The organism is Bradyrhizobium sp. WCU1 (assembly GCF_053474805.1).
This window is the reverse complement of sequence record NZ_CM130280.1, coordinates 3294504-3320237: the sequence shown is the minus strand read 5'-3', so window position 1 is coordinate 3320237 and position 25734 is coordinate 3294504. Positions and strand designations below refer to the sequence as shown.

Annotated in this window: 24 protein-coding genes; 14 read left to right on the top strand and 10 right to left on the bottom strand. The window is 65.8% G+C overall.

Going from position 1 to position 25734, the window contains the following annotated elements:
* The first annotated feature begins 231 nt into the window (after positions 1-231).
* The 3 genes from ACTUWL_RS15415 (at position 232) to ACTUWL_RS15405 (ending at position 2676) form a co-directional block, all read left to right on the top strand.
* Positions 232-570 (top strand): P-II family nitrogen regulator, encoded by a 339-nt coding sequence (locus ACTUWL_RS15415; protein ID WP_021082517.1) that lies wholly within the window; start codon positions 232-234, stop codon positions 568-570.
* 41 nt (positions 571-611) lie between these two features.
* On the top strand, positions 612-2060 hold the full coding sequence (locus ACTUWL_RS15410; RefSeq protein ID WP_021082516.1) for an ammonium transporter: 1449 nt from the start codon (positions 612-614) through the stop codon (positions 2058-2060).
* Between the two features lie 211 nt (positions 2061-2271).
* Positions 2272-2676 (top strand): GFA family protein, encoded by a 405-nt coding sequence (locus ACTUWL_RS15405; RefSeq protein WP_021082515.1) that lies wholly within the window; start codon positions 2272-2274, stop codon positions 2674-2676.
* 58 nt (positions 2677-2734) lie between these two features.
* Here the strand turns inward: ACTUWL_RS15405 and ACTUWL_RS15400 are convergent, their stop codons facing one another.
* Positions 2735-3508: a GGDEF domain-containing protein gene (locus tag ACTUWL_RS15400; RefSeq protein ID WP_021082514.1), complete on the bottom strand. Its 774-nt coding sequence runs from the start codon at positions 3506-3508 to the stop codon at positions 2735-2737.
* Between the two features lie 143 nt (positions 3509-3651).
* Complete coding sequence (locus ACTUWL_RS15395; RefSeq protein ID WP_021082513.1) at positions 3652-4128, bottom strand: NUDIX domain-containing protein; 477 nt, start codon at positions 4126-4128, stop codon at positions 3652-3654.
* A 183-nt stretch (positions 4129-4311) separates the two neighbouring features.
* Between ACTUWL_RS15395 and ACTUWL_RS15390 the strand changes: the two genes are divergently transcribed.
* The 4 genes from ACTUWL_RS15390 (at position 4312) to ACTUWL_RS15375 (ending at position 9924) form a co-directional block, all read left to right on the top strand.
* Positions 4312-5538: an aminotransferase class I/II-fold pyridoxal phosphate-dependent enzyme gene (locus ACTUWL_RS15390; RefSeq protein ID WP_021082512.1), complete on the top strand. Its 1227-nt coding sequence runs from the start codon at positions 4312-4314 to the stop codon at positions 5536-5538.
* Between the two features lie 16 nt (positions 5539-5554).
* The gene (locus tag ACTUWL_RS15385) at positions 5555-8038 is read left to right on the top strand and encodes a DNA translocase FtsK (protein ID WP_035653691.1); all 2484 of its coding nucleotides are present in this window, start codon (positions 5555-5557) and stop codon (positions 8036-8038) included.
* Positions 8039-8138: 100 nt separating this feature from the next.
* Positions 8139-8951 carry an outer membrane lipoprotein carrier protein LolA gene (locus ACTUWL_RS15380; RefSeq protein ID WP_021082510.1) on the top strand — a complete coding sequence of 271 codons (813 nt, stop codon included), beginning with the start codon at positions 8139-8141 and terminating at the stop codon, positions 8949-8951.
* Between the two features lie 157 nt (positions 8952-9108).
* Positions 9109-9924: an exodeoxyribonuclease III gene (locus tag ACTUWL_RS15375; protein WP_021082509.1), complete on the top strand. Its 816-nt coding sequence runs from the start codon at positions 9109-9111 to the stop codon at positions 9922-9924.
* A 229-nt stretch (positions 9925-10153) separates the two neighbouring features.
* On the opposite strand, the gene ACTUWL_RS15370 is transcribed toward ACTUWL_RS15375, so the two are convergent.
* Together ACTUWL_RS15370 and ACTUWL_RS15365 are read right to left on the bottom strand one after the other, a co-directional pair.
* Positions 10154-10594, bottom strand: coding sequence for a Crp/Fnr family transcriptional regulator (locus tag ACTUWL_RS15370; protein WP_021082508.1), 441 nt, complete (start codon positions 10592-10594; stop codon positions 10154-10156).
* A gap of 57 nt (positions 10595-10651) precedes the next feature.
* Positions 10652-11338 carry a response regulator transcription factor gene (locus ACTUWL_RS15365; RefSeq protein WP_016841446.1) on the bottom strand — a complete coding sequence of 229 codons (687 nt, stop codon included), beginning with the start codon at positions 11336-11338 and terminating at the stop codon, positions 10652-10654.
* Between the two features lie 248 nt (positions 11339-11586).
* On the opposite strand from ACTUWL_RS15365, the gene ACTUWL_RS15360 reads away from it, so the two are divergent.
* The 3 genes from ACTUWL_RS15360 (at position 11587) to ACTUWL_RS15350 (ending at position 14550) form a co-directional block, all read left to right on the top strand.
* Positions 11587-12120, top strand: a complete 534-nt coding sequence (locus ACTUWL_RS15360) for a L,D-transpeptidase family protein (RefSeq protein ID WP_021082507.1) — start codon at positions 11587-11589, stop codon at positions 12118-12120.
* 93 nt (positions 12121-12213) lie between these two features.
* Positions 12214-12999: a 2-keto-4-pentenoate hydratase gene (locus tag ACTUWL_RS15355; RefSeq protein ID WP_021082506.1), complete on the top strand. Its 786-nt coding sequence runs from the start codon at positions 12214-12216 to the stop codon at positions 12997-12999.
* A 222-nt stretch (positions 13000-13221) separates the two neighbouring features.
* The gene (locus ACTUWL_RS15350; RefSeq protein WP_106940575.1) at positions 13222-14550 is read left to right on the top strand and encodes an IS1182 family transposase; all 1329 of its coding nucleotides are present in this window, start codon (positions 13222-13224) and stop codon (positions 14548-14550) included.
* Between the two features lie 123 nt (positions 14551-14673).
* Here ACTUWL_RS15350 and ACTUWL_RS15345 read toward each other — a convergent pair whose 3' ends face one another.
* Positions 14674-15588: a phosphoribosylaminoimidazolesuccinocarboxamide synthase gene (locus ACTUWL_RS15345; protein ID WP_021077676.1), complete on the bottom strand. Its 915-nt coding sequence runs from the start codon at positions 15586-15588 to the stop codon at positions 14674-14676.
* 81 nt (positions 15589-15669) lie between these two features.
* Complete coding sequence (locus ACTUWL_RS15340) at positions 15670-16587, bottom strand: pirin family protein (RefSeq protein ID WP_021077675.1); 918 nt, start codon at positions 16585-16587, stop codon at positions 15670-15672.
* 233 nt (positions 16588-16820) lie between these two features.
* On the opposite strand from ACTUWL_RS15340, the gene ACTUWL_RS15335 reads away from it, so the two are divergent.
* From ACTUWL_RS15335 to ACTUWL_RS15325, 3 genes are all read left to right on the top strand, one after another.
* Complete coding sequence (locus ACTUWL_RS15335; protein WP_021077674.1) at positions 16821-17396, top strand: GNAT family N-acetyltransferase; 576 nt, start codon at positions 16821-16823, stop codon at positions 17394-17396.
* A gap of 53 nt (positions 17397-17449) precedes the next feature.
* Positions 17450-18511, top strand: coding sequence for a helix-turn-helix domain-containing protein (locus ACTUWL_RS15330; protein ID WP_021077673.1), 1062 nt, complete (start codon positions 17450-17452; stop codon positions 18509-18511).
* Between the two features lie 388 nt (positions 18512-18899).
* Complete coding sequence (locus tag ACTUWL_RS15325; RefSeq protein ID WP_021077672.1) at positions 18900-20327, top strand: serine hydrolase domain-containing protein; 1428 nt, start codon at positions 18900-18902, stop codon at positions 20325-20327.
* 132 nt (positions 20328-20459) lie between these two features.
* On the opposite strand, the gene ACTUWL_RS15320 is transcribed toward ACTUWL_RS15325, so the two are convergent.
* Positions 20460-21830, bottom strand: coding sequence for an MmgE/PrpD family protein (locus ACTUWL_RS15320; RefSeq protein ID WP_021077671.1), 1371 nt, complete (start codon positions 21828-21830; stop codon positions 20460-20462).
* A 133-nt stretch (positions 21831-21963) separates the two neighbouring features.
* Between ACTUWL_RS15320 and ACTUWL_RS15315 the strand changes: the two genes are divergently transcribed.
* Positions 21964-23103: an FUSC family protein gene (locus ACTUWL_RS15315; protein WP_021077670.1), complete on the top strand. Its 1140-nt coding sequence runs from the start codon at positions 21964-21966 to the stop codon at positions 23101-23103.
* A gap of 7 nt (positions 23104-23110) precedes the next feature.
* Here ACTUWL_RS15315 and ACTUWL_RS15310 read toward each other — a convergent pair whose 3' ends face one another.
* Genes ACTUWL_RS15310 through ACTUWL_RS15300 form a run of 3 tightly spaced genes read right to left on the bottom strand, consistent with a single transcriptional unit; the run spans position 23111 to position 25638 of the window.
* Positions 23111-23767 (bottom strand): 2-hydroxychromene-2-carboxylate isomerase, encoded by a 657-nt coding sequence (locus tag ACTUWL_RS15310; protein ID WP_021077669.1) that lies wholly within the window; start codon positions 23765-23767, stop codon positions 23111-23113.
* A gap of 3 nt (positions 23768-23770) precedes the next feature.
* The gene (locus ACTUWL_RS15305; RefSeq protein ID WP_021077668.1) at positions 23771-24244 is read right to left on the bottom strand and encodes a DUF2867 domain-containing protein; all 474 of its coding nucleotides are present in this window, start codon (positions 24242-24244) and stop codon (positions 23771-23773) included.
* Positions 24241-25638, bottom strand: coding sequence for an MATE family efflux transporter (locus ACTUWL_RS15300; protein ID WP_021077667.1), 1398 nt, complete (start codon positions 25636-25638; stop codon positions 24241-24243). The genes ACTUWL_RS15305 and ACTUWL_RS15300 overlap by 4 nt, the downstream gene beginning before the upstream one ends.
* Positions 25639-25734: the final 96 nt, after the last annotated feature.

Below are 25734 nucleotides of genomic sequence, written 5' to 3'. Positions count from 1 at the left end.
GAGCCAGTCTGATTAGATTTTAGGCGCGACCGAATAGCACAGGGGCACCCGGCTCCCGCAATGCGGGAAAACATCCGGATTCATAATCCATTAGCGAACTCGGGCCGGTTGGCACGGCATTTGATTCTAAGGGTCGTGGCTGTGCCCGCGTAGTGGATGTCCTCCGCGTGGTGAACCTCAGTCGAAACTCCCGGTGTTCGTTCGCGCCGGGTCCAAGCGGGGATAGGACTCATGAAAATTGTTATGGCGATCATTAAGCCATTCAAGCTGGAAGAGGTCCGTGACGCCCTGACCGCCATTGGCGTTCACGGTCTCACGGTGACGGAAGTCAAGGGGTACGGCCGTCAGAAGGGCCACACGGAAATCTATCGCGGCGCCGAATATGCCGTGAGCTTCCTGCCCAAGATCAAGATCGAGGTCGCAGTCGGCTCCGACCAGGTCGACAAGACCATCGACGCCATCACCTCCGCCGCCAAGACCGGACAGATCGGCGACGGCAAGATCTTCGTCATCAGCCTCGAGCACGCCGTGCGCATCCGCACCGGCGAGGCCGATGCCGCGGCCCTTTGATTTTCGCGCTCAACCTTTCAAGACCTCAGGAGTGAAATAACATGACGTTCAAGCGTCCCTATGGCGCGGGACTGGCGGCCCTTGCAGTCGGCCTTTTCGCCGCGACCGCCGCCTACGCCGAGCCAACCGTCAACAAGGGCGACAACGCCTGGATGCTGACCTCGACGGTGCTGGTGCTGTTGATGACCATCCCGGGCCTCGCGCTGTTCTATGGCGGCCTGGTCCGCTCCAAGAACATGCTCTCGGTGCTGGCGCAGGTGTTTTACACCGTCTGCCTCGTCACCGTGCTCTGGGCTCTCTACGGCTACAGCCTCGCCTTCACCGGCGGCTCCGACTTCATCGGCGGCTTCTCCAAGGCCTTCCTGATGGGCGTCACGCCGGACTCGAAGGCGGCGACCTTCTCGGTCGACGCCAACATCTCGGAGCTCGTCTATATGTGCTTCCAGATGACCTTCGCGGCGATCACGCCGGCCCTCATCGTCGGCGCCTTTGCCGAACGCATGAAGTTCGCGGCGATCGCGCTGTTCATCCCGCTCTGGGTGACGCTGATCTATTTCCCGATCGCGCACATGGTCTGGTACTGGCCGGGCCCGGACGCGATCCAGGATGCCGCCAAGGCGCTCGCCGCCGCGGCTGAAGGCGATGCCAAGACGAAGGCGCAGGCCGCCCTCGACGCGATCAACGCCGACGCCGGCTGGATCTTCAAGAAGGGTGCGATCGACTTCGCCGGCGGCACCGTCGTGCACATCAACGCCGGCATCGCCGGCCTCGTCGGCGCGCTCCTGATCGGCAAGCGCACCGGCTACGGCAAGGAGCTGATGGCTCCGCACTCGCTGACCATGACCATGATCGGCGCCTCGCTGCTCTGGGTCGGCTGGTTCGGCTTCAACGCCGGGTCCAACCTCGAAGCCAATGGCGGCGCTGCGCTCGCCATGACCAACTCCTTCGTGGCGACCGCCGCGGCGGCGCTGGCCTGGATGTTCGCGGAATGGATCATCAAGGGCCATCCCTCGTTGCTCGGTGCGCTCTCGGGCGCGGTTGCGGGCCTCGTCGCGGTGACGCCGGCGGCCGGCTATGCCGGTCCGATGGGCGCCATCGTGCTCGGCCTCGTGGTCGGCGTGGTCTGCCTGTTCTTCTGCACCGTGGTGAAGAACGCGCTCGGCTATGACGACTCGCTCGATGTGTTCGGCGTCCACTGCGTCGGCGGAATCATCGGCGCGCTCGGCACCGGCATCCTGGTCAACCCGGCGCTCGGCGGCGCAGGGATCATCGACTACACCGCGATCCCGCCTAAGGTCGCCGATTACGACTTCGCGGCGCAGATGATCTCGCAGGCTTGGGGCGTCGGCACCACGCTGGTGTGGTCGGGCATCGGTTCGGCGATCCTCTACAAGATCGTCGACGTGATCGTCGGCCTGCGCGCCAACGTCGAGACCGAGCGTGAAGGCCTCGACATCACCGAGCACACGGAGCGCGCCTACAACATGTGAGTTCTCCCGGGACTCTGGCTCCCTCCGGGGCCAGGTCCAGAACTACGGTCCGGGCACATACCCGGCAATGTCCGGACCGTTGAGGGGCTCCAGCGCAAGTTGGAGCCCCTTTCTTTTTTCTGCGGCTTGAGAAAATAATGTCGGAATTGCCTGCCATCATGGAATGACAGGCTACAAACAATGAAGCCGACAACAAAAACGGGAGGACGTCATGAAGGTGCAAGGCGGGTGCTATTGCGGCAACGTGCGCTATGAGGCCGAAGGCGAACCGATGATGGCGGCGCAATGCCTGTGCCGCGAATGCCAGTACATCACGGGCGGCGGCCCGAACCTGTTCATGGCGATGCCGGTCACCGGCTTCAAATACACCGCGAGCCAGCCCAAGCAGTTCACCCGCAAGGATCTCGAGCGCGCCGTGACCCGCGAGTTCTGCCCGGAATGCGGCACGCATCTGGTGACCAAGGTGCCGGGCCTGCCCGCCGCGATCCTGAAGGTCGGCACCTTCGACGACCCCAGCGTGTTCACCCCGCAGATGACGATCTACACCTGCGACAAGCAGACCTTCCACCATCTGCCCGAGGGCAAGCCGTCATTCGAGAAGCTGCCGGCGCATTGAGACGATACGTTCAGTGTGTAGCCCGGATTGCGCTTCGCTCCATCCGGGCTACAAGTGCTCACGCGGCATCGCGCGCGTGCTCGACGCGGTCGCGGCCGTGGCGCTTGGCGGCGTAGAGCGCCTGGTCGGCGGTGCGCATCAGGTTGCCGAGATCGAAGCCGGCTTCCTTCACGGTGAAGCCGATGCTGATCGTCACCGGCAGCTGGGTGACGCCGTCGAGGATGGTTCTTGCAGCGCAATCGCGGCGGATCTCCTCGGCGCCGCGCGCGGCCTGCTCGTGGCTCCGGCCGGTCACGACAGCGGCAAACTCCTCGCCGCCGTAGCGGGCGACCAGCGCGCCGTGCCGGACCGCGAACTGGCGCAGCACGTCGGCGATCTCGACCAGCACCTTGTCGCCGATCTCATGTCCGTAGCGGTCGTTGATCGACTTGAAATGGTCGATGTCGCACATCAGCACCGCCGCCGACGCGCCATCTTCCTGCGCCTTGTCGAGCGCTGCCGCCGCTTCGGCATCGAAGCCGCGCCGGTTCAGGAGCCCGGTTAATTGGTCGGTCTGCGAGATCTGGGCCAGCTCGCGGCGAGTCCGCGTGAGCTCCAGCATCAATAGGCCGGCGCGATACGACATCGCGCCGCTGAGCGCAACGGCGATGAAGACGCCGGCCGTGAGGCCGAAGACCTGCATCTGACCGACCGTGATCGGCGCCGACAGATCGCGGCCGAACACCAGCATGCCGATGGTGAAGGACATCACCGCGGTCATGCCTGCGGCAGTCACCATGACCTTGCCGGTGCGGCGCAGGACGTCGCCGCGTGTCTCGATCTTGATCGCCATTTCCGTCCGCACGCCCTCGCAATGCGCGGATCATTCGTTCGGGCTGTGTTGCCAATTGCTGAAGGAACTCGTGACGCGCGCGCTGGCCTTAATGGCGCGTAAAGCAGATCGCTCGAATGCGCGGCAACGGCCGGCAGTCCGCGTCAGTCGACCAGCACTTCCTCGTCCGGCAGCTCGCTGGGCGCGCCGGCGCGCAGATAGTTTTCAAGGATGGCGGCGAGCGACAGCGGCGTCAGCCGCTCCTCAGCGCGGGATAGATCGGCGATCGGCCACCAGCGGAAGCAATCAAGCACCTTGGCCTCGGCCGCATCAGTCATCACAGGGTGAAAGCGATCCGCATGAACGATCCGGTACTCTTCCTTCTGGGAGATTCGCCGGCCGCCCCAGTTGAAGGTGTGGTGACGCCGCCAGACCGCGGCGCCATGCGCGAAGGCGACCAGTCCCAATTCCTCGGCGAGCTCCCGCCGCAACGTCGCCTCCGCCGTCTCGTCGCCCTCGATGCCGCCGCCAGGCGCGATCCAGAAGCAATCCCCGTGCGGCGGGCGAATCCGCAGCAGCAGCACTTCGCGCGCGTCCGTGATGATGAGCGCCCTGACGGCGCGGCGGCGGATCGTCTCCAAGAGCAATCTCGGTGCAATTTCGATGCAGTCTTGTGCGGCCAGCGCTGATATCACGGCGCGGCCGGCCGCGCCCACCCCCGATGGTTAATCGCGTCTTAACCTCGCCCTATCTATGGTGACTTGATCGGTTTACGGTCGGCGCCCCTCAACTCCGACCGCAGTGAAAGTGCTGGCATTTCAACCATGGCAATGACCGCCTCATCCGGCATGGCGCAGGGCGCCGGCGATGTCGCATCCGCCGGCCAGGCCGAGCGTTCCCCATTCGTGCGCACCACCGAGCTCCTGGCGCCGTACCAACCGGCTAAGCCATTGATTACGCTGTCGGTCGGCGAGCCGCAGCACCCGGTGCCTGATTTCGTCGGCCCGGTGCTGGCAAGGCACACCGCCGAGTTCGGACGCTACCCGATGGCCAAGGGCATCGAGCCGTTCCGCCGCGCGGTCGCAACCTGGCTGGGAAGCCGGTTCCAATTGCCGCGCCCGGTCGATCCGGAGAGCGAGGTCATGGTGCTGAACGGCAGCCGCGAGGGGCTGTTCTTCGCTGCGATCACGGCCGCGCGTTACGTCGCGCCGCGCAAGGGCCGGCCCGCGGTCCTGATGCCGAACCCGTTCTATCCGGCCTATGGCGCCGGCGCCCGCGCCGCCGGCTGCGAGCAGATCTATCTGCCGACCACGCTCAGCAACGGCTTCCTGCCCGACCTTGATTCGATCGACGAGGCGACGCTGGCGCGGACCGTGGCGTTCTTCCTTGCCTCGCCGGCCAATCCGCAGGGCTCGGTGGCCTCGCGCGCCTACTTCACGCGGCTGAAGCAGCTCGCCGATCGCCATGGCTTCATGATCCTGAGCGACGAGTGCTATTCGGAGATCTACACCCGCGAAGCCCCGGGCAGCATGCTGGAATGCGCCGGACCCGACTTCACCAACGTGGTTGCGTTCCAATCGCTGTCGAAGCGCTCGAACCTGCCGGGCATGCGCGTCGGTTTCGCGGCCGGCGATCGCAAGTTCATGGCCGCCTTCCTCGAGCTGCGCAATGTCGCCGCGCCGCAGGTGCCGGTGCCGCTGCAGCATGTCGCGGTCGCCGCCTATGGCGACGAGGCGCATGTCGAGGAGAACCGCAGGCTCTATCGCATCAAGTTCGATCTTGCCGACCAGATCCTCGGCAGCCGCTACGGCTACAAGCGGCCCGCCGGCGGCTTCTGCGTCTGGCTCGACGTCTCCGATCGCGGCGGTGACGAGGCGACGACGGTGAGGCTGTATCGCGACGCCGGCGTTCGCGTGATCCCCGGCAGCTATCTGGCGCGCGAGCAGAACGACGGTTCCAATCCGGGTGCGGGCTATATCCGCCTCGCGCTGGTCTCCGATAGTGAATCGACGGCCGAGGCGATGCATCGCCTGGTCGAAACCCTGGGTTAATCGCCAAGCGCGAAGATTGAGTATGCCAGCGATCGAACGTGTCATCCCCCTGGTCGGCCACCTGCCGCTCTCGCTGCGCGAGGCGCTGGCGCGGCGGCTGCGCGAACTGACCGGGCTGGGCCTGATCGCGCTGTCGGGCGCGATCACCGCCGCGCTGATGACCTGGTCGGTGCAGGACCCGTCGCTGAGCCACGCCACCTCGCGCGCGATCCGCAACGTGCTCGGCTATCCCGGCGCGATCGGCGCCGACCTGTTGATGCAGATCCTCGGGCTCGGCGCGATCATGCTGCTGCTGCCGGTCGCGGTGTGGGGCTGGCGGATGCTGACGCATCGTCCGTTCGACCGCGAGGCGCTGCGGCTCGGCTGCTGGATCCTGTGCACGGTGATCGCGGCGGGCTTTGCCAGCTGCTGGCCGCACAACACAGCGTGGCCGCTGCCGACCGGGCTCGGCGGCGTGGTCGGCGATGCCTTGCTGCGCGCGCCTGCCGTGGTGTTCGGGCCGCCCGGCTTCATCTACCGTGTCGTGCTCGGCCTGATCCTGTTTGTCGCGATGGCGGCGTGCTTCCTGTTTGCCTGCGGCTGGGGCGCCAAGGAGCAGGACGACGAGCTGACGCCGATCTCCGACGATGACGAGCCGTTCGTCGAGGAAGACGACAACGACCGCAGCTCGGTCTCGCTGGGCTGGCTGTTCCACGCGGCGATGAGCGCGAAAGCGCGGCTCGGCTGGCTGTTCACGACAGCCTATAAATCACTGGTGTCGAGCGGATCGCAGGGCCGCAGCGCGGCGTTCGAGCGCCAGGAGCCCAATATCGGCGGCGGCCGCGCGGCGCCCTCGATCGCGCCCGCGCATGACGATCACGACGAGGACGAAGACGAAGCCGAGGCTTTCGACGACGAGGAAGCAGAGGACGAGGAGGAGGAAACTCCCGTCGCCCGCGCGCCGCGCAAGAAGGCCGAGCCGAAGCCGAAGAAGAGGAATTCCGACAAGTTCGAGCTGCCGTCGGTCTCGGTGCTCAGCGCGCCGAAGGCGAGCGATCGCCAGCCGCTGAGCAAGGCCGAGCTGGAAAACAATTCGCGCGCGCTGGAAGGCGTGCTGCAGGATTTCGGCGTGCGCGGCGAGATCGTCAAGGCCAATCCGGGCCCGGTCGTCACGCTGTACGAGCTGGAGCCCGCGCCCGGCATCAAGTCATCGCGCGTGATCGGCCTGTCCGACGACATCGCGCGCTCGATGAGCGCGCTGTCGGCCCGCGTTGCCGTGGTCGCCGGCCGCAATGCGATCGGCATCGAGCTGCCGAACGCGCATCGCGAGAAGGTCTACCTGCGCGAGCTGCTGGTCGCCAAGGAAAGCGTCGATTCGGTTGCCAAGCTGCCGCTGTGCCTCGGCAAGACCATCGGCGGCGATCCCGTCATCATCGACCTCGCGCGCACGCCGCACATGCTGATCGCCGGCACCACCGGCTCCGGCAAATCGGTCGCGATCAACACCATGATCCTGAGCCTGGTCTACCGGCTGCGGCCGGATCAGTGCCGCCTGATCATGGTCGATCCGAAGATGCTCGAACTTTCGGTCTATGACGGCATCCCGCATCTGCTGACGCCTGTCGTCACCGACCCGAAGAAGGCGGTTGTCGCCCTGAAATGGGCCGTGCGCGAGATGGAAGAGCGCTACAAGCGGATGGCCAAGCTCGGCGTCCGCAACATCGACGGCTACAATGCGCGCCTCGTCGAAGCCAAGGGCAAGGGCGAAGAGCTGACGCGCACCGTGCACACCGGCTTCGACAAGGAGAGCGGCAAGGCGATCTACGAGGAAGAGAAGCTCGACCTCGAGCCGCTGCCCTACATCGTCATCATCGTCGACGAGATGGCCGACCTGATGATGGTCGCCGGCAAGGACATCGAAGGCGCCGTGCAGCGCCTCGCGCAGATGGCGCGCGCCGCGGGCCTGCATGTGATCCTCGCCACACAGCGTCCCTCGGTCGACGTCATCACCGGCACGATCAAGGCGAACTTCCCGACCCGCATCGCCTTCCAGGTGACGTCGAAGATCGACAGCCGCACCATCCTCGGCGAGATGGGCGCCGAGCAGTTGCTCGGCCAGGGCGACATGCTCTACATGGCGGGCGGCGGCCGCATCAGCCGCGTGCACGGCCCGTTCGCATCGGACGAGGAAGTCGAGAAGGTGGTGCGTCATCTGAAGACGCAGGGCGCTCCGGAATATCTCGAAGCGGTCACCGCGGAAGAGCCGACCGACGAGGACGGCGCCGTGTTCGACGCCACCGGCATGGGCGGCGACGGCGGCGGCGACCTGTTCACGCAGGCGGTTGCGATCGTCAAGCGCGACCGCAAGGCGTCGACCTCCTACATCCAGCGCCGGTTGCAGATCGGCTATAACCGCGCCGCCTCGCTGATGGAGCGGATGGAACTTGAGGGCATCGTGGGCCCGGCGAATCACGCCGGAAAGCGCGAAATCCTGGTCGGGGAGGAAGAAGGCCAGTTCTGATCGGGGGCGATCATCACGGAAAAACCATATCTCCCTCGGAAGAGGCGGGATAAAATCCGGCGAAGCGGGACGAGCGTCGAACAGAGACCTGACATATCTGATGGCAAATCACCTCATTGACCGCGGCACGCGCATTGCGCTGGCTCTTCTCGTCACCGCCGCGATCGCCGGCGGCGCGACTGCGCAGAATGCGCCGGCTACGCCAAAACCCGCACCGAAGGCTGCACCGAAAGCCAAGGACCCCGGCGCGCAGAGCAATGCCGACAAGGGCCCGACCACGACGGGCGCCACCCAGGCACCGCCGGACCCGGTGATTCCCGATCCGCGCCGCAACGTGCCCGCCAACATCTTCCAGACCTTTGACGCCAACCAGAAGGCACAGGCTGCCAAGGTCTCGGCCTATCTGTCGTCGCTGCAGACGCTGGTTGGAAACTTCGTCCAGGTCGGCCCCGACGGCACCAAGACCAAGGGCGATTTCTACATCCAGAAGCCCGGCAAGCTGCGTTTCGAATACGAAAATCCGAGCACCATCGAAGTGATCGCCGACGGCTCGTCGGTCGCGGTGCGCGACCGCAGGCTGGCCACCCAGGATATCTATCCGCTGTCGCAGACCCCGCTGCGCTATCTGCTGTCGGACCGCATCGACCTGATGAAGGACACCAACGTCGTCAGCGTCACCGCCGACGACGTGTTCGTCAGCATCACGATCGAGGAGAAGCAGGCGCTGGTCGGTACCAGCCGCTTCCTGCTGATGATCGGCGCCAAGGACGGCAAGCTCAAGCAATGGACCGTCACCGATCCGCAGGGCTACGACACCACGGTTGCGGTCTACAATCTCGATGCCACGCAGAAGCCCGATCCGGGCCTGTTCAAGATCGACTTCACGACCTATCCGGGCTCGTCGCCGGGCTAATCGAGATGGCGTAGGATGGGTAGAGCGCAGCGAAACCCATCAACTTCGGTCCGCGCGGGAGGATGATGGGTTTCGCTTCGCTCTCCCCATCCTACGCCTACGACATTGTGGACAAAGCACCGACCCGCACCGAGAACCGTGCTAAGACGCAGCTCTCATGCGGTTCTCCGTCACCACCTGGAACATCAATTCGGTGCGCCTGCGCATCGACATCGTCGCCAAATTCCTGAAGAGCGCGCGGCCGGATGTGCTGTGCCTGCAGGAGACCAAATGCATCGACGATGCGTTTCCGTTGAAGCGCTTCAAGCGGCTCGGCTATGAGCATGTCGCGCTGAACGGGCAGAAGGGCTATCACGGCGTCGCCATCGTCTCGCGCCTGCCGTTCGAGACGACCGACATCCGGACGTTCTGCGACAAGATCGACTCGCGGCACATCTCGGTATCGTTCGGGGAAAAAGCGCAGCTTTCGAAGCCGCTGGTGCTGCATAATTTCTACGTGCCGGCCGGCGGCGACATTCCAGATCCCGCGCTCAATCCGAAGTTCGAGCACAAGCTGCAATTCCTCGACGAGATGAAGAGCTGCGAACCGCTGCATCCGCGCGGCGACGACCGCCACATCCTGGTCGGCGACCTCAACGTCGCGCCGCACGAGAACGACGTGTGGTCGCACAGGCAGCTGTTGAAGGTGGTCTCGCACACCCCGATCGAGACCGAGAAGCTGCTCGCGGCGCAGGCGCATGGCGAATGGTTCGACATCGCGCGCGAGCGGATCCCGATGTCGGAAAAGGTCTACACTTGGTGGAGCTATCGCTCCGCGGACTGGACCGTCGGCGACCGCGGCCGCCGGCTCGACCACATCTGGGTCTCGCGCGCGCTGAAGGACCAGGTCAGCGACTTCAAGATCACCCGCGACGCCCGCAGCTGGGAGCGGCCGTCGGATCATGTGCCGGTGACGGCCGTGATGGAGGTTTAGACGGCAGCGTAGCCGCTTGCTTCACCTCGCCTCTCCCCTTGTGGGAGAGGCCGGATCGCATGAAGCGAAGCGTAATGTGATCCGGGTGAGGGGTCGCGGTCCCTCGAGGGACTGCACTGGTGGACAGACCTCACCCCTCACCCGGATTGCATCTCACGATGCAATCCGACCTCTCCCACAAGGGGAGAGGTGGAGTAAGCGGCGCGGCTGTCGGCCAAATCTCGGCAGCTCAAGTGCTCAACTTGCCGCCCGCGATCAGGATATCGCTCGCGAGCTGGCTGGTGCGCAGCGCGAGTTCGTCGCGCAGGCGGCGAGCAGCGGCGGGGTCGCTCTCCAGCACGCGCTGGAACAGGCTGCGCGCGACACGGATCACCGAGCCGCGCTCCAATGCGATGGCGGTCGACGGCCGCTTCATCGCGACGATCAATGCGAGTTCGCCGATCAGCGCGCCGGGGCCGGCGATGATCTCGGCGCCGCCTTCCTCGACGCGGAAGGTGCCGCGCTGCACGACATAGCCGGCGTCCGCAGTGTCGCCTGTCTTGAACAGCACCTCGCCTGCGTTGAAGTCGCGTTGCTCGGAGCCGATCGCCAGCATGCGCAAGGAGCTATCGCCCAACAGACGCATCGTCGGGACCCGCTCGAGCAGGGCTACGTCATCATCGATCGACATTCAGGGCCGGTAACCGCGGTGCGCCTCGATTTCACGAATCGTTGAGCGCGAAGCGTATCACGGCACCAGCTTGTAGCCACCGGCTTCCGTGACCAGGATTTCCGGGTTGGCGGCGTCCTTCTCGATCTTCTGGCGGAGGCGGTAGATGTGGGTTTCGAGCGTGTGGGTGGTGACACCGGAATTGTAGCCCCAGACTTCCTGGAGCAGGGTCTCGCGCGACACCGGCATCTGGCCGGCACGATAGAGGAAGCGCAAGATCGCGGTTTCCTTCTCGGTCAACCGCACCTTCCTGGCATTGGCACCGGTGAGCATCTTCGAGCCGGGCCGGAATGAATAGGGGCCGACCGAGAACACCGCGTCTTCACTGGCCTCGTGCTGGCGCAGCTGCGCCCGGATGCGGGCCAGCAGCACCGCGAAGCGGAACGGCTTGGCCACATAGTCGTTGGCGCCGCTCTCCAGGCCGAGGATGGTGTCGGAATCGGTGTCGTGGCCGGTCAGCATGATGATCGGCGCCTTGAAGCCGCCCTTGCGCAGGCTGCGGACCACTTCGCGGCCGTCGGTGTCGGGCAGGCCGACATCCATCAGGACCAGATCGGGGGAATTGGCTTTGGCGGCAGTGGCGCCCTTGGCGCCGGTATCGACTGCGGAGGCTTCGAATTCCTCGTGCAGGGACAGCTGCTCGACCAGCGTATCGCGCAGATCGGTATCGTCATCCACGATCAAGATCTTGCGGGCATTGGCCATAGGTACAATCCTTCGGGGGCGGGGCGGTCAGAAGCGGAGGGCGCTTAAGGCCGTAGCATCGGCTAGGTATGTGCTCAGGTAGGCGATTGTTACCGATTCACAAGGCAGCGCAGTCTACCTCAAATCCGGCGGGGCAGGACGTGAATGTCCTGTAATGCCGGGGAATAGAATAACAGGGCCAACCAGGGCAAGTTCAGTTTGGAACGATTCTTAAGGGAAGATCAGCCATTTCAATCACTTATCCGACAATGAAACGTGATCGCCCGCTCTCCGCCATCGAGGTCCGCGCCGCCGCCGGCGATCCGCGCCGCGGCTGGCTGACGGCCGATGGCTGGACCGTTCCCGTGGCACTCGGGCGCGGCGGAATCCTCGCCAACAAGCGCGAGGGCGACGGCGGCACGCCGCGCGGCATCTTCCATCCGCGGCAACTCTGGTGGCGCGCCGACCGCCACCGGCGTCCGGTGACCTTGCTGCCGACCCGGCCGATCCGCCGCGAGGATGCCTGGTGCGAGAATCCCGCCGACCGCCATTACAACCGGCCGATCCGGCTCGACCGCGAACAGGGCGGTGACCGGCTGACCCGCGAGGATCATCTCTACGACTTCATCGTCGAGATCGACCACAACGCCGCACCGCGCGTCGCCGGCCGCGGCAGCGCCGTGTTCCTGCATCTGGCGCGGCCGAATTTCGGACCGACCGCAGGCTGCGTCTCGATGACGAAAGCGTCGATGCTGCGGCTGTTGCGGCGGATGTCGCCAAAGACAAAGATCATCATAGAGTAGATAGCTGGGCATCGGTTTTCCCACGCGACAAGCGCGATGCGTTTGTGCTGAGATCGCGTGCAACAAAGAATAATTCCCGCGGGAGCGAACAACATGCCCGACAACAACCAGATCGCCGCTGCCTCGAACGTCCTGAGCGAGCACTGGCGCGCGGGAACGAAACTCGGTGCACTCGATAGCGCCATGCGGCCGCGCGATCGCGCCGAGGGTTACGCGGTGCAGGCCGGGCTGGAAAAGACCTCGCGCGAAAAACTGTTCGGCTGGAAGATCGCGGCGACCAGCGAGGCCGGCCAGAAGCACATCAACGTTGCCGGGCCGCTGGCCGGACGCATCCTCGCCGAAACGGTGATCGCAGATGGCGGCACCGCCTCGATGAAGGGCATCGAGATGCGCGTCGCCGAACCGGAATTCGCCTTCCGCATGGCACGCGACCTCGCGCCACGCGCAACGCCGTACAGCGTAAGGGAAGTGCTGGAGGCGGCCGGCACGTTGCATCCCGCGATCGAGATCCCGGATTCGCGTTTCACCGATTTCACGTCCGCCGGCGAGGCGCAGCTGATCGCCGACAATGCATGCGCGCATCTGTTCGTGCTCGGACCCGCGACGTCAGCCGACTGGCGCGCCATCGACCTCGTCGAGCATCGCCCGACCATCACGCTGCGCGGCGAGCGTTACATCGGCCACGGCAAGAACGTGCTCGGCGATCCCCGCGTGGCGCTCGCCTGGTGCGCCAACGAATTGCGCGCGCTCGGGCTGACGTTGCGGGCAGGGGAGGTCGTCACCACAGGCACCTGCCATCCGCCGCTGCCGATCGCCGCGGGTGACGTCTTCGCGGCCGATTTCGGCGCGATCGGGAAGGTGTCGGTGCGGTTCGCGTAGCTCTACCGTCATCCCCGCGCAAAGGCTTCGCCTTTGTCGCTGGAGGTGCGAGCGCTTGCGAGCCTCGAAGGATGCACGGCCCGGCTCGCGGCCGTCGATCCTTCGAGACGCCGCTTCGCGGCTCCTCAGAGCGTGTGAATTTTTGTGGCTTGGGCGAAAGATGTAGCGGGAGGGATGGGGGATGTGATTCCCTGCAATCGCTGAATTGCGGGAGAGCGGGAGATGGCTGAAGACCAGCTGTTTGGAGAACTGCCGGAGCAGCCGAAGCCGCAAACTGATGCGGCGCCAGCGGGTTTGCCGCGTCTGCGCGAGCCGCAGCGCGATCAGATTGAACTGCGGGCGGTGGATATCGATAGCCTGATCGGGGAAGATCATCCGGCGCGGGTGATCTGGTGCTATGTCGACGGGCTCGAGCTGCGCGAGCTTGAAGATCGGATCAAGGCGCGGGGCGAGAGGCCGGGTCATCCGGCGACGTCGCCACGGCTTTTGCTGGCACTGTGGCTCTATGCGACCAGCGACGGGGTAGGAAGCGCTCGCGCCCTGGAGCGGCTGTGCGAGAGCCACGATGTCTATCGCTGGCTGTGTGGCGGGGTCTCGGTGAACTACCATACGCTGGCGGACTTCCGGGTCGGATGCGCCGATCTGCTCGATCGGCTGCTCGCCGAACATCTTGCGGCCTTGGCGGAGGTGGGCCTGGTCGACCTCAGCAAGCTGGCGCAGGACGGCGTGCGGATCCGGGCGAGCGCCGGGGCCGCCTCGTTCCGGCGAGAACAGACACTCGATCACCATTTGGAGACCGCGCAGACGATCGTGGCGGAGCTCAAACGCGAGGTCGAGGCGCGCTCCGATGCCAGCAACCAGCGCATCAAGGCGGCCAAGGAGCGAGCGGCGCGTGAGCGCACCGAACGCCTGAAGGCAGCGCAGGCCGCGCTCGCCGAGATCAAGCGGCAGCGCCAGGCGCGCGAAGACAAGCGCAACAACGGCAAGACGCCGAAGGAGCCGCGCGCCTCTACGACGGACCCCGACGCCCGCGTCATGAAGATGGCCGACGGCGGCTTCCGGCCAGGATACAATGTGCAGGTGGCGAGCGCGGCCGGCGAGCAGATCGTGGCCGGGCTCGACGTGACCAATATTGGTTCCGATCGCGGCCTCATGCAGCCAATGCTAGATCGCTTGCGCGCGCGGACCGGCCGCCTTCCGGGCCGCCATCTCGTTGATGGCGGCTTTGGCAGTGCCGAGGACATCGAGTGGGCGCATGATCAAGGGGTTGAGGTCTATTGTCCGCCCACGCAATCCAAGCACGGTACCGATCCCTACCTGCCGCGGCGCGGCGACGGCCCGGGCGTGTTGGCTTGGCGGGCACGGATGGCAAGCGAGCCGGGCAAGGCCCAGTACAAGCTCCGATCGATCTGCGAGTGCATCCACGCTCGATGGCGCAACTGGGGCCTGCGGCAACTCACCGTACGCGGCCTTGAAAAGGTCCGTGCCGTCGCGCTCTGGTTCGCCCTCACCAACAACGTCTTACAAGGGCATCGGCTCTACAGCGCTTAAACACCACATCGGCCACCCGGCCGCAGCTGCGCAAAAAACCAAACCCACCCGACCTACAGACGTAAAAGGCAAAACCCGAAAGCTTCACAAGCTGTCAGGGTGACGGTGATGGGGGGAGCCGCGCTAAATCTTCAGCTCGGTCCCAGTGACGCGGCGATACGCTTCCAAATACCGCTTGCTCGTCGCATCGACCACGCTTTCCGGCAGCGGCGGCGCCGGGGCGTCGCCGTTCCAGCGGCCGGCGCGGCGCTCGACGTCGAGGTAGTCGCGCAGCGGCTGCTTGTCGAAGCTCGGCTGCGGCTGGCCTACCTTGTAGGCATCGACGGCCCAGAATCGCGAGGAGTCCGGCGTCATCACCTCGTCGATCAGGATGATGCGGCCGTCTTTGTCGCGGCCGAATTCGAATTTCGTATCCGCGATGATGATGCCGCGGGCGCGGCTGGTCTGCTCGCCGTAGCCATAGACATCGCGCGCCATCTTCTCCAGCGTCGCGGCGACGTCGGCGCCCACGATCTCGCGTACCCGCGCAACCGTGATGTTCTCGTCATGGCCGGCCTCGGCCTTGGTCGCCGGGCTGAAGATCGCCGGCTCGAGCTTCTGGCTTTCGACCAGGCCAGCCGGCAGCTTCTCGCCGGCGAGGGTACCCGCGGTCGCGTATTCCTTCCACGCCGAGCCGGAGATGTAGCCGCGGATCACGCATTCGATCGGGAACACCGTGGTGCGCTTGCACAGCATCGCGCGCCCGAGGATGTCGGCGCGATGGTTCTTCAGCTCGGGCACCGCGCGGATGATCTCGTCGGCATCGGCGCTGATCATGTGATGCGGCACGGTACCTTCGAGCTGCCGGAACCACCAGGCGCTGATCTGGGTCAGCACCGCGCCCTTCATCGGAATGGTTTCCGCCATCACCACGTCGAACGCCGAGATGCGGTCGGTGGTGAGCAGCAGCACGCGATCGTCGCCGACGGCGTAGATGTCGCGCACCTTGCCACGGCCGATCCGGGGCAGGGGCAAATCGCTTGTCAGCATCGCGGTCATGGGCGTGATCTTTCGAAAGCAAGGCGCCCGCACGCGGCGTGCGGGCTGCCAAGGATATCAAGGGATATCACAGGAAATAGCTCACTCCGGCAGTGGAATGAACTCGTGTTCCTGCGGAACCTGGGCGAAACGGCCGGTTTTCCAGTCCTGTTTGGCCTGTTCGATCCGCTCCTTCGAGGACGAGACGAAATTCCACCAGATGTGGCGCGGTCCTTCCAGCGCGTCGCCGCCGAGGAACATCATGCGGGTTGGCCGCAGCGTCTTCACGGTGATGCGGTCGCCGGGCCGGAAGATCAGCAGCCGCGGCCCCTCATGGCGATCGCCGGCGATCTCGACCTCGCCGTCGACGATGTAGATCGCGCGCTCCTCATGGTCGGGGTCGAGCGGCACGCTGTTGCCCGCCTGCGCGGTCACTTCGGTATAGAACCAGGGCGAGACCATGCTGACCGGCGAGCTGATGCCGAAGGCCGAGCCGGCGATGATGCGCGCGGTGAAGTCGCGCTCGGAGATCATCGGTAGGTCGCCCGCGCCGTAATGCTGGAACGACGGCGCGATCTCTTCCTTTCCGGCCGGCAGCGCAATCCAGCTCTGCAAGCCTAGCATCTTCTGGCCGTCGCGGCGCTGCACGTCGGGGGTACGCTCGGAATGCGCGATGCCGCGGCCCGCGGTCATCAGGTTCATGGCGCCGGGCTGGATCTCCTGGATGTTGCCCTCGCTGTCGCGATGCATGATGCTGCCGTCGAACAGATAGGTGACGGTGGCGAGCCCGATATGCGGATGCGGCCGCACGTCCATGCCCTTGCCGGCGAGATACTGCACCGGGCCGAAATGGTCGAAGAAGATGAACGGCCCGACCATCTGCCGCTTGCCGTGCGGCAGCGCGCGGCGCACCGCAAAGCCGTCGCCGAGATCGCGGGTGCGCGGCACGATGATCAGATCCAGCGCGTCGCAGGTTTGGGGATCGCCGAGTTCGGGATCGGTCGAGGGCTGCCAGCTCATCGCAAAACTCCTTTGTGCTTCATTCCGATCATACTCCGTTCGTCGTCCCGGCCAAGCGAAGCGCGAGCCGGGACCCATAACCACAAATGCTTATGCTACGAAAGCTGCGGCCCCAGCCCCGAGCAACAACTGAAATCGGTGGTTATGGGTCCCTGCTTTCGCAGGGACGACGAAGTACTTTTGGCGACTCTGTGCGCGTGATAACAGCGTATTCTTGGAAACCGGAGGCGATGATGGTTTCTCTGATCAAGCCGGGCGCAAGACTACTGCGTGTCGATGGTCCCGTGATCGAGACCGCGCGTCTCATCCTGCGGCCATGGCGTGCATCCGATATTGCTGACAACACCCGGATGCTGTCCGATACCGAGACGGCGCGCTTCATCACGCCGGATCATCAGCCTGTCACGTCGGAGCTGAAGGGCTGGCGCAACGCCGCCGTGATCTCGGGCCATTGGGCGCTGCATGGCTTCGGCATGTTCGCGGTCGAAGAGAAATCCTCCGGCCGTTACATCGGCCGCGTCGGGCCGTATTGTCCGCCTGAATGGCCGGGCTTCGAGGTCGGCTGGGGCATCGCGAGGGAGTTTCGCGGCCGGGGCTATGCGGTGGAGGCGGCGCGCGCCGCGATCGACTTTGTGTTCGACAATTTCACGCTCGACCGCATCATCCACTGCATCGATCCGGCCAATTTCGCGTCCCAGGCAGTGGCGCGGCGGCTCGGCGCTGACAATGAGGGGCCGGGCAAGCTCGAGGGCGATGTCGTCGATATCTGGGTCACGACGCGCCTGCGCTGGCGCCGCGATCCGGCTTGAAAAACGCCGCCTGAGCGACGATTGTTCGGCTGACCCGGAGATCCTTTCGACCGATGACATTGGCCGCAACCGAACTCTGCCTGCGCGCCGCCGCGGTGACGCTGCTGCTGGTGCTTGCGGTCTCGATGTTCGCGGATTTCCGCAACGTGCTGGCGGGGCGGCTCGTGATCGCCTTCGCGCTCGGCACGGCTGCGCATGCGGTGACCGCGTCGATCGGCGCCGGGGAGCCCATCTCGATCTGGCACGCGCCGCTGATCGCGATTTCGACCGGCGACATCGTGGTGTTCTGGCTGTTCACCCGCGCGCTGTTCGATGACGCCTTCGTCCTGCGCTGGTGGCACGGTCTGATCTGGGCCGCGGTGGTCGCGTTCAGCTTCGTCAATTGCATGTGGATCGCGCCGAGCGGCCACGCGCAAGCGGCGATCACCACGGTCAATCTGCTGACGGTCGTCTTCATCGTGCTTGCCGTGACGCAGACCATCGGATCGTGGTCGGCGGATCTGGTCGAGCGCCGCCGCCGCGTCCGTGTCTTCATCGTCGTGGCCTCTGCGCTGTATGGCGGAATGAACGCGCTGCTGCAGATTGCGTATGCCGGCAGCCGCGTGACCGTGGAGTGGGCCAATCTGCTCAACGCGGGTGTGCTCGCGGCCATCGTCGCGGGTATCACCTGGGCAATGATGCGTGTCGATGGCGCCGATCTGTTCGCCGCGCCGGTCGAGCCGGTCGTCGCCAATGCGCCGCCGGCCGCGATCGAGGAGATAGCCGACCAGAAGCTGGTCAGTGCCCTGATGCGCCTGATGGCGGACGAGCGGATCTATCGCCAGGACAACGTCACCATCGGTACGCTGGCGACCCGGCTGAAGATTCCCGAATACCGATTGCGGCGGCTGATCAACCAGCGGCTCGGCTATCGCAATTTCAACGTCTTCCTCAACAACCACCGCATCGAGGAGGCCAAGGCGGCCCTCGCCGATCCCGCCCAGGCCGAAGTCCCCGTCATCACCATCGCGATGGACGCCGGCTTCCAGTCCCTCGGACCCTTCAACCGCGCCTTCAAGGCGACGACAGGCGTGACGCCGACGGAGTACCGGAAGCTGAAGGCGACGGCGGCGTGATCGCTCTATTCCGTCGTGAGGGACACACCGGCGGAAGGGTTCCCTCCCCCCTTGCGGGGGAGGGTTAGGGAGAGGGGTACCATACGGGTGGTCTCTTAAACTGCCTTGCGATGACGTACGGGCGATCCTGCACCGACGCTGCTCCCATCGACCGTCGCGCCCGGGGCCCCTCTCCCCAACCCTCCCCCACAAGGGGGGAGGCAGCCCAACCTTCCTGCTCACCTCACGAAGGGGCGTAGCGCGAGAATGCCGCTGTAATCACTAGACAATTCCAGAATCGGCGAGCTGCCTCCAATTCCCGGCTAGCCCGATTTGCAAATCCGGCGAGCCTTTCCGCGCCCGTTCCCACTTCCTCCCGCCACACATTCTCACATGCCGGAGGACCCCCGTGACCCGTCGCAAGCTCACTCTCATCCTCGCTGCCAGCACCGCCCTCGGCGCGCTGGGCTGGTCCGCCGTCCGCGCCCGCGACGTACCCAAAGTGGCAACCGGATTTCTCGCCAACACCCTCTGCTCCGAAACCTTCGTCAGTGGCCTCGATCCAAGGCGTGATTTGGCCGAGACCACCGAGGCGATGCCGGGGGTGGGCCTGATCACCTGGGCGATGGATTACCAGGTCGACCGCCAGCGCAAGGACGTCTCGGTGACGCTGTTCGGGCTCGGCCGCAGCCATGCGGTCTATCGCGAGGGGCTCGGCTGCACGCTCGACCATGACGCGGCGCTGGCCGACGTCGCGCTGCCGCCGGTGCAGCCGCAGGCCGCGTTGCTGCCCGAAATCGCCGGCCCCGGCATCGTCGCGCCGCAGAGCCCGCAGCTCGCCGCCGCGCTCGATCGCGCCTTCGCCGAACCGGCCGAGCCGCCGTTCCGCCACACCCGCGCGGTCGTGGTGATGAAGGACGGCCGCATCGTCGCCGAGCGTTACGCCGACGGCATCGGCACCGAGACGCCGCTGCTCGGCTTCTCCGCGACCAAATCGGTGATCTCGGCCCTGATCGGAATCCTGGTGCGCGACGGCAAATTGACGGTCGATCGGCCCGTCCCGATCGCGGCCTGGCAGGATCCGCATGATCCGAGACACGCGATCACGGTCGATCAACTGCTGCGCCACACCGCGGGGCTTGCGCTCGGCAGCTCGCTGCAGGCTTCGCTGATGTCCGCGCTCGAGCCGGTCAACCGGATGAAATACGTGGAATCGGATATGGCCAGCTATGCCGAGAGCATTCCGCTCGAGACACCACCGGGCGCGGCGTGGAATTATCACGACGGCAATTACGTCATCCTCGCACAGCTGATCCGCAACGCGACGGGCGGCCATGCCGCCGACGTGATGCGGTTCGCGCATCGCGAATTGTTCGATCCGCTCGGCATGCGCAACGTGGTGCTGGAGTTCGATGCGGCGGGCACGCCGAAAGGATCGGGCGAAATGCTGGCGAGTGCGCGCGACTGGGCGAGGTTCGGCCAGCTCTATCTCGATGACGGCGTGGCTGGCGGCAAGCGCATCCTGCCCGAAGGCTGGGTGAAATATGCGGCATCGCCGACGCCGCACGCCTGGGTCGGCTATGGCGCCGGCTTCTGGACCAATCTCGGCGACAGCTACGGCGCCCGCTATCGCGTCGACCACGGCTGGCCGCGCGATGCGTTCCTCGCCAAGGGCACGATCGGGCAGTATGTCATTGTCGTGCCGTCGCAGCGGCTCGTGATCGTCCGGCTCGGCCGCTCGCCGAACATGCCGCTCGAAGCGGACGGGGTGTTCGATCTGGTCCGCGATGTGGTGACGGCGACGTCACACCAGGCGAAGCTTGCGAGAGGAAATTGAGCGGGAGGCGTCAGCCGCAGGCGTACAACATCCTGCCTTCCGTGATGCCAGGACAATCCGAATCTCATCCTTGTCATTCCCGGGTTCGTGCTTCGCACGCCCCGGAATGACAAGGAGGAAGTGTCGTCCCGCCTATTGCCGTCCCAGCTGCGTCGCCTGCTCCACGCGGTCGAACCGCTCCAGGGTCATGATCGCGTCGGCGAGCTGGTCGGCGCGCTTGTCGAGCACCGGGCGGGCCAAGGTCAAAAACTTCTGCTGCATCGCCTGCGCGTTGGGGAACGAGGTCGGCTCGCCGGAGGGGTCGGCGTAGAGGCGCTCATGGGTGCCGTCATCGGTCGTGATCGAGACGCGGGCGCCGAACGGATGGGTACGGCCGACTTCGAGGCGGTCGTCCTGCACCACGTCGAACTTGTCGGCGAGCGCGTCGATCGCCTTGTCGCCGAGCCGGTCGTAATCGTCCCAGCCGAAATGGCCCTGGTCGAGCGCGATCGCGCCGGTGAAGAACATCGAGAACTGGCCGCCGACCACCGAGGTCGGGTGGCGCTTGGTGGCGGCGTCGCCGGTCAGGGTGATGCCGTTGCGGTGCAGGCCGATCTCGACCTTCCTGATCTGGTCCGGGGTCAGATTGTGCTCGCGACGCATCGCGATCAGCGCGTCGATCGCAGCGTGAGTATAGCGGCAGCTCGGATAGGGCTTCACGCCGATCTTCAATGTCTCGTAGGTGGTGCCGAGGCCGGCCACCGCCTTGTCCGGATGCGGGTCATTGGTATAGCCGACCAGAAGTCCATGCTTGCCCTCGACCGAGTCGCTCGAACCGATGAAGTCGTTGCGCGCAAGGGTCGCCGCAATCACGCCGTTCATTGCGGCGGCGCCGACCTGGTAGCGCTTGTTCCAGGCGCCGTTGACCAGGAATTGCAGCGAGCCCGCGGCCTGGCTGCCGGAGACGCCGAACGCGGAGATGATCTGTTCCTTCGACAGACCGAACAGCTTGGCTGCGGCCGCGGCGGCGCCATAGGTGCCGGCAGTCGCGGTCGGGTGGAAGCCGCGCGCGTAATGCGAGGTCGGGTCGAGCGCGTTGCCGAGCCGGCAGCACACTTCATAGCCGGCGACGATCGCGGTCAGCACGTCGCGGCCGGAGGCGCCGACCATCTCGCCGACCGCGAACGCGGCGGGCACCACCGGGGCGCTCGGATGCAGCGAGGAATCGGCATGGGTGTCGTCGAAATCGAGCGAATGTCCGAGCGCGCCGTTGAGCAGCGCCGCCACCGCCGGCGTCCAGGTCTTGCTGTCGCCGAACACGGTGGCCTCGCCCTTGCCGTCGAGCGCCAGCGCTTCCAGCATCTTCATCAGCGAGGGCGTCGATTCCGCATCGCGACGGGCGCGGATGGTGCTGCCGAGGAAATCCAGCGTCAGGACCTTGGCGCGCTCCAGCACCTCCGGCGGGATGTCGGAAAATTTCAGGTCGGCGACATAGGCGGCGAGCGTTGCGGTTTCGTGAGCCATCGTGTTTCCTCAATCTTTGCGGCGCAGGGTAGGCGGGCGGGTTTGGCCTTTCAAGCCACCTTGCCGCCGCGGGCAGCAGCCATGTTCGACGTCCTTTAACACAGGCCATTCCATTGATTCCGGATCACGGTGCATGAGGACCTTCGCAAAACGCATGTTCGACCAGCTCTGGAGCCGCAAGACGCAACTGGCGCTGGCGGTCCGGATCGCGTCCGCCGGCGTGGCGGCCTATGCCATCGCGCTGGCGCTGCACCTCATGCTGCCGCTCTGGGCGGTGCTGACCTCGCTGATCGTGACGCAAATGAGCGTCGGCCGCTCCCTGAAGGCGACCCGCGACTACATGCTCGGCACCATCGGCGGCGCCATCTATGGCGGCGCGATCGCGGTCTTGATCCCGCATTCCGGCGAGGGCAGTTTGCTGGCGCTGCTGGTGCTGGCGATCGTGCCGCTGGCCTTCATCGCCGCGCTCAATCCGAGCCTGAACTCGGCGACGGTGACGGCGGTGATCGTACTGCTGCTGCCGACGATGCATCACTCCAACCCGCTGGACTCCGCGATCGACCGAGTCCTCGAAGTCACGGTCGGCGCGCTCACCGGCCTCGTGATCTCGTTCCTTGTGCTGCCGTCGCGCGCGGTCAGCCAGATCAGGGTCAATGCGTCGAAGCTGCTGGAACTGCTCTCGGCGGCGTTCGCCGAATTGCTCGCCGGCCTGACCCGCGGTCTCGACAACGATGCGCTGCACCGGATCCAGGACGGCATCGGCACGGCGGTGACCAACCTGCACGCCACGGGCATGGAAGCCGAGCGCGAGCGCTCGATGCACCTGTCGTCGGGGCCGGATACGGGTCCGTTGCTGCGGACCATCCAGCGGCTGCGGCATGACGTCGTCATGATCGGGCGGGCCTCGGTCGTGCCGCTGCCGGCGGAAATCCAGACCAGGCTGGCGCGGCCGCTCGCCGACGTCAGCAAGGCGATCGTCACCTATATGATGTCGGTCGCGACGGCGCTGCGTGCCGGCAGCGGCCCGGCCGATATGGCGCCGGTCGATGCGGCGCTGCAGGCCTATAGCGCGGAGGTCGCCGCGGTGCGCAGCGAAGGCCTGACGCGGGGCCTCCCGGTCGATGCCATGGAGCGGTTCTTCGCGCTTGGCTTCTCACTCGACCAGATGCGGCAGAACCTGAACGACCTCAAGCGCTGTCACGGAAATTGGTGCACGAACGAAGAGGCTTCCGAGAAGATCGTGGCCGAAACATCCGAGAAGAGCGTGGCGTGACCTCCGTCTATGCCTTGCGGCGCGTCAGGCCCTTGCTCTCCATGCGCCAGATCAGCAGGTCGATGCGATCCTGACCGAAGAACGGTTCGTTCTCGAACACGAAGGTTGGCACGCCCCAATGGCCGGACGCGGCATGCGCGTCCTCGTTGCCCTTGATGACCGCTTCATAGTGATCGGGATCGGCCGCGACGGCGACATCCATCGCGGCGAGATCGAAGCCGGCGGCAGCCGCCGCCTGCGCCAGATGATCGCCCTCGTTCCAGCCCTGCACCGAGCCGTCCCACAGCACGCGGCTGATCGCGGCGGTGAAGGCCAGCGACCGTCCCTCAAGTTGGGCGGCGGCGCCGAGCCGGGTCAGGCGGTGGATGTAGGGCTGGTGTTCGGCGACGTCGAGCGTCGTCATGTCCTGGACGATCGGGTCCGGACGCGGAAAGCGGAACGGTATGTTCTCATGTTTGGCGACGCGGCTGGAATCGAGCACGACATAGCGGGCGAATTGCGGATTGGTCTTCTTGAAGAAGCCGGGCACGCGCACCGCGAGCGGATAGACTGGCCGCAAAGTAACCGCGACATCGAAGTCGGCGACCATGTTCAACGTCTTCGGCAGCGCGAGGTAGCTGTAGGGACTGCGGAACGAGAAGAACAGGTCGACCCGCAGGGTCATGCGCTAGCCCCCGGCCTTGCGCAGCATCGCCGGCACGATCAGGCGGTGGAACGGCATGATCACTGCGAGATAGGTGCGACCGAGCCAGTTGTGGGTCAGCACCAGCGTGGTGGCGGTGATGTTGCGCGCGGCGCCGGTGCTGGTGACGTCGACCACCAGGCGGAAGTCGAGATGCTTGTCGTTGAAGCCGGCGACCAGCCGCTCGGGCGTCTCGCTGAGTACGGGGAATAGCCCGATCATGTCGCGCCCCACGCCGTCGCCGGCGCCCGAGGTCTTCAGGCCGAGCGGCGTGACCAGAACGTTTCGCAAGGCAATCAACCATCTGGCCCAGCGCGGCTGCTGGCCCAACATCGTCTCGGTGGCGTGCCGCGCATCGAGATCCGGTTGCGTGGTCGCGATCCGGAACGCGTCGATGAATTGCGCGCCGGTTAGCAGCGCGTCGGAATCCACGTTCGGCGTGACCTCGTCAACCTTCATCTGCCCAGTCTGCGTGCCAGCAGGCGGAAACGCAAGATCAGCAGGGTCGCATAAACGGCAGTGCCGAGCGACAATCCGATCCAGACGCCGGGGGCCTGGAGCCCGGCCCAGAAGGCGAGCGCGGATGCCGACGCGAAGCCGATCAGCCAGTAGCTGATGACGGCGAACAGCAGCGGCACCTGGGTGTCGTGCATGCCGCGCAGCGCGCCGGCGCTGGTGGTCTGGACGCCGTCGGCGATGAAGAACGTCGCGCCGATCAGCAGCAGCATCGCAGTGAGCCGTGCGGTGGCGTCGGAGGCCTCGCCGAGGAACAGCGCCGCGATCTCGAAGCGTGCCAGGATCACCGCCAGCGTCATCACACTCATGAAGACGCCGGAGAGCGCGACCGCGACAAAGCCGGCGCGCTGCACCGCCTCGGTGTCGCGGCGGCCGACCGCCTGGCCTACTCGCACGGTGGCCGCCATACTGACGCCGAACGGCACCATGAACAGGATCGCCGCGATCTGCAGGGCGATCTGGTGTGCCGCGAGTGCCGTGGTGCTGATCAGCCCCATCAAGAGGCCGGCCGCGCCGAACAGGCCGTATTCCAGCAGGAAGGCGATCGAAATCGGCGCGCCGATCGCGACGAGCTTGCCCATCAAGGGCCAGTCGATGCGCCAGACGCGGCTGAACACATGATACTTGCGGAACGGGCGGCGCCGCGCCGCGAACCACACGCCGGCAAGGAAGGTGCCGAGATTGACGATCGTGGTCGCCAGCCCGGCGCCGAACATGCCGAGTTCGGGCATGCCCCATTTGCCATAGAGCAGAAGATAGACCATCAACGCGTTGGCCGGGATCGCCGCCAGCGTGATCCACAGCACCGGCTCCGGCCGGTTCACCGCGCTCATGAAGCCGCGGATCGCGATGAACCACAGCGCCGGCAAAATGCCCCAGCCGAGCCCGAACAGATATTGCTGGGCCAGATGCGCGGTAGCCTGGGTCTGGCCGAGCGCGAGCAGGATGCGTTCGCCCTGGAACGGCAGCGCCATCAGCGGCAGCACCATGAAGAAGCCGGCCCACAGGCCGACGCGGAGCGCGCGCCGCATCACGCGCGGATCGCGTGCGCCGAACGCCTGCGCGGCCAGCGGCGAGACCGCGGACATCATGCCCATGCCGATGGTGAAGCTGACGAAATACACGGTATGCGCCAGCGCCGCTGCGGCGATGCTCTCGCTGCCGAGTCGGCCGATGAAGGCGAGGTCGGTCGTCATCATCGCGATCTGGCCGAGCTGCGTCAGCGCAAGCGGCACCGCGAGCTTCAGCGTTTCCGCGAGCTCGGCCGTGAGCAGCTTGCGAGAGGGGACGACGGCCGCGCGCGACGCGGCCGGGTCGATCTTGTCGATGCAGGTCATGACCGCACGTCTAGCACGGCAAACCGGCCGGAGGGATGGCCAAGCTGCCCAAACGCGACGATCTTACGCAGAGATCGTCGCGTCCCAGGTTGCTGT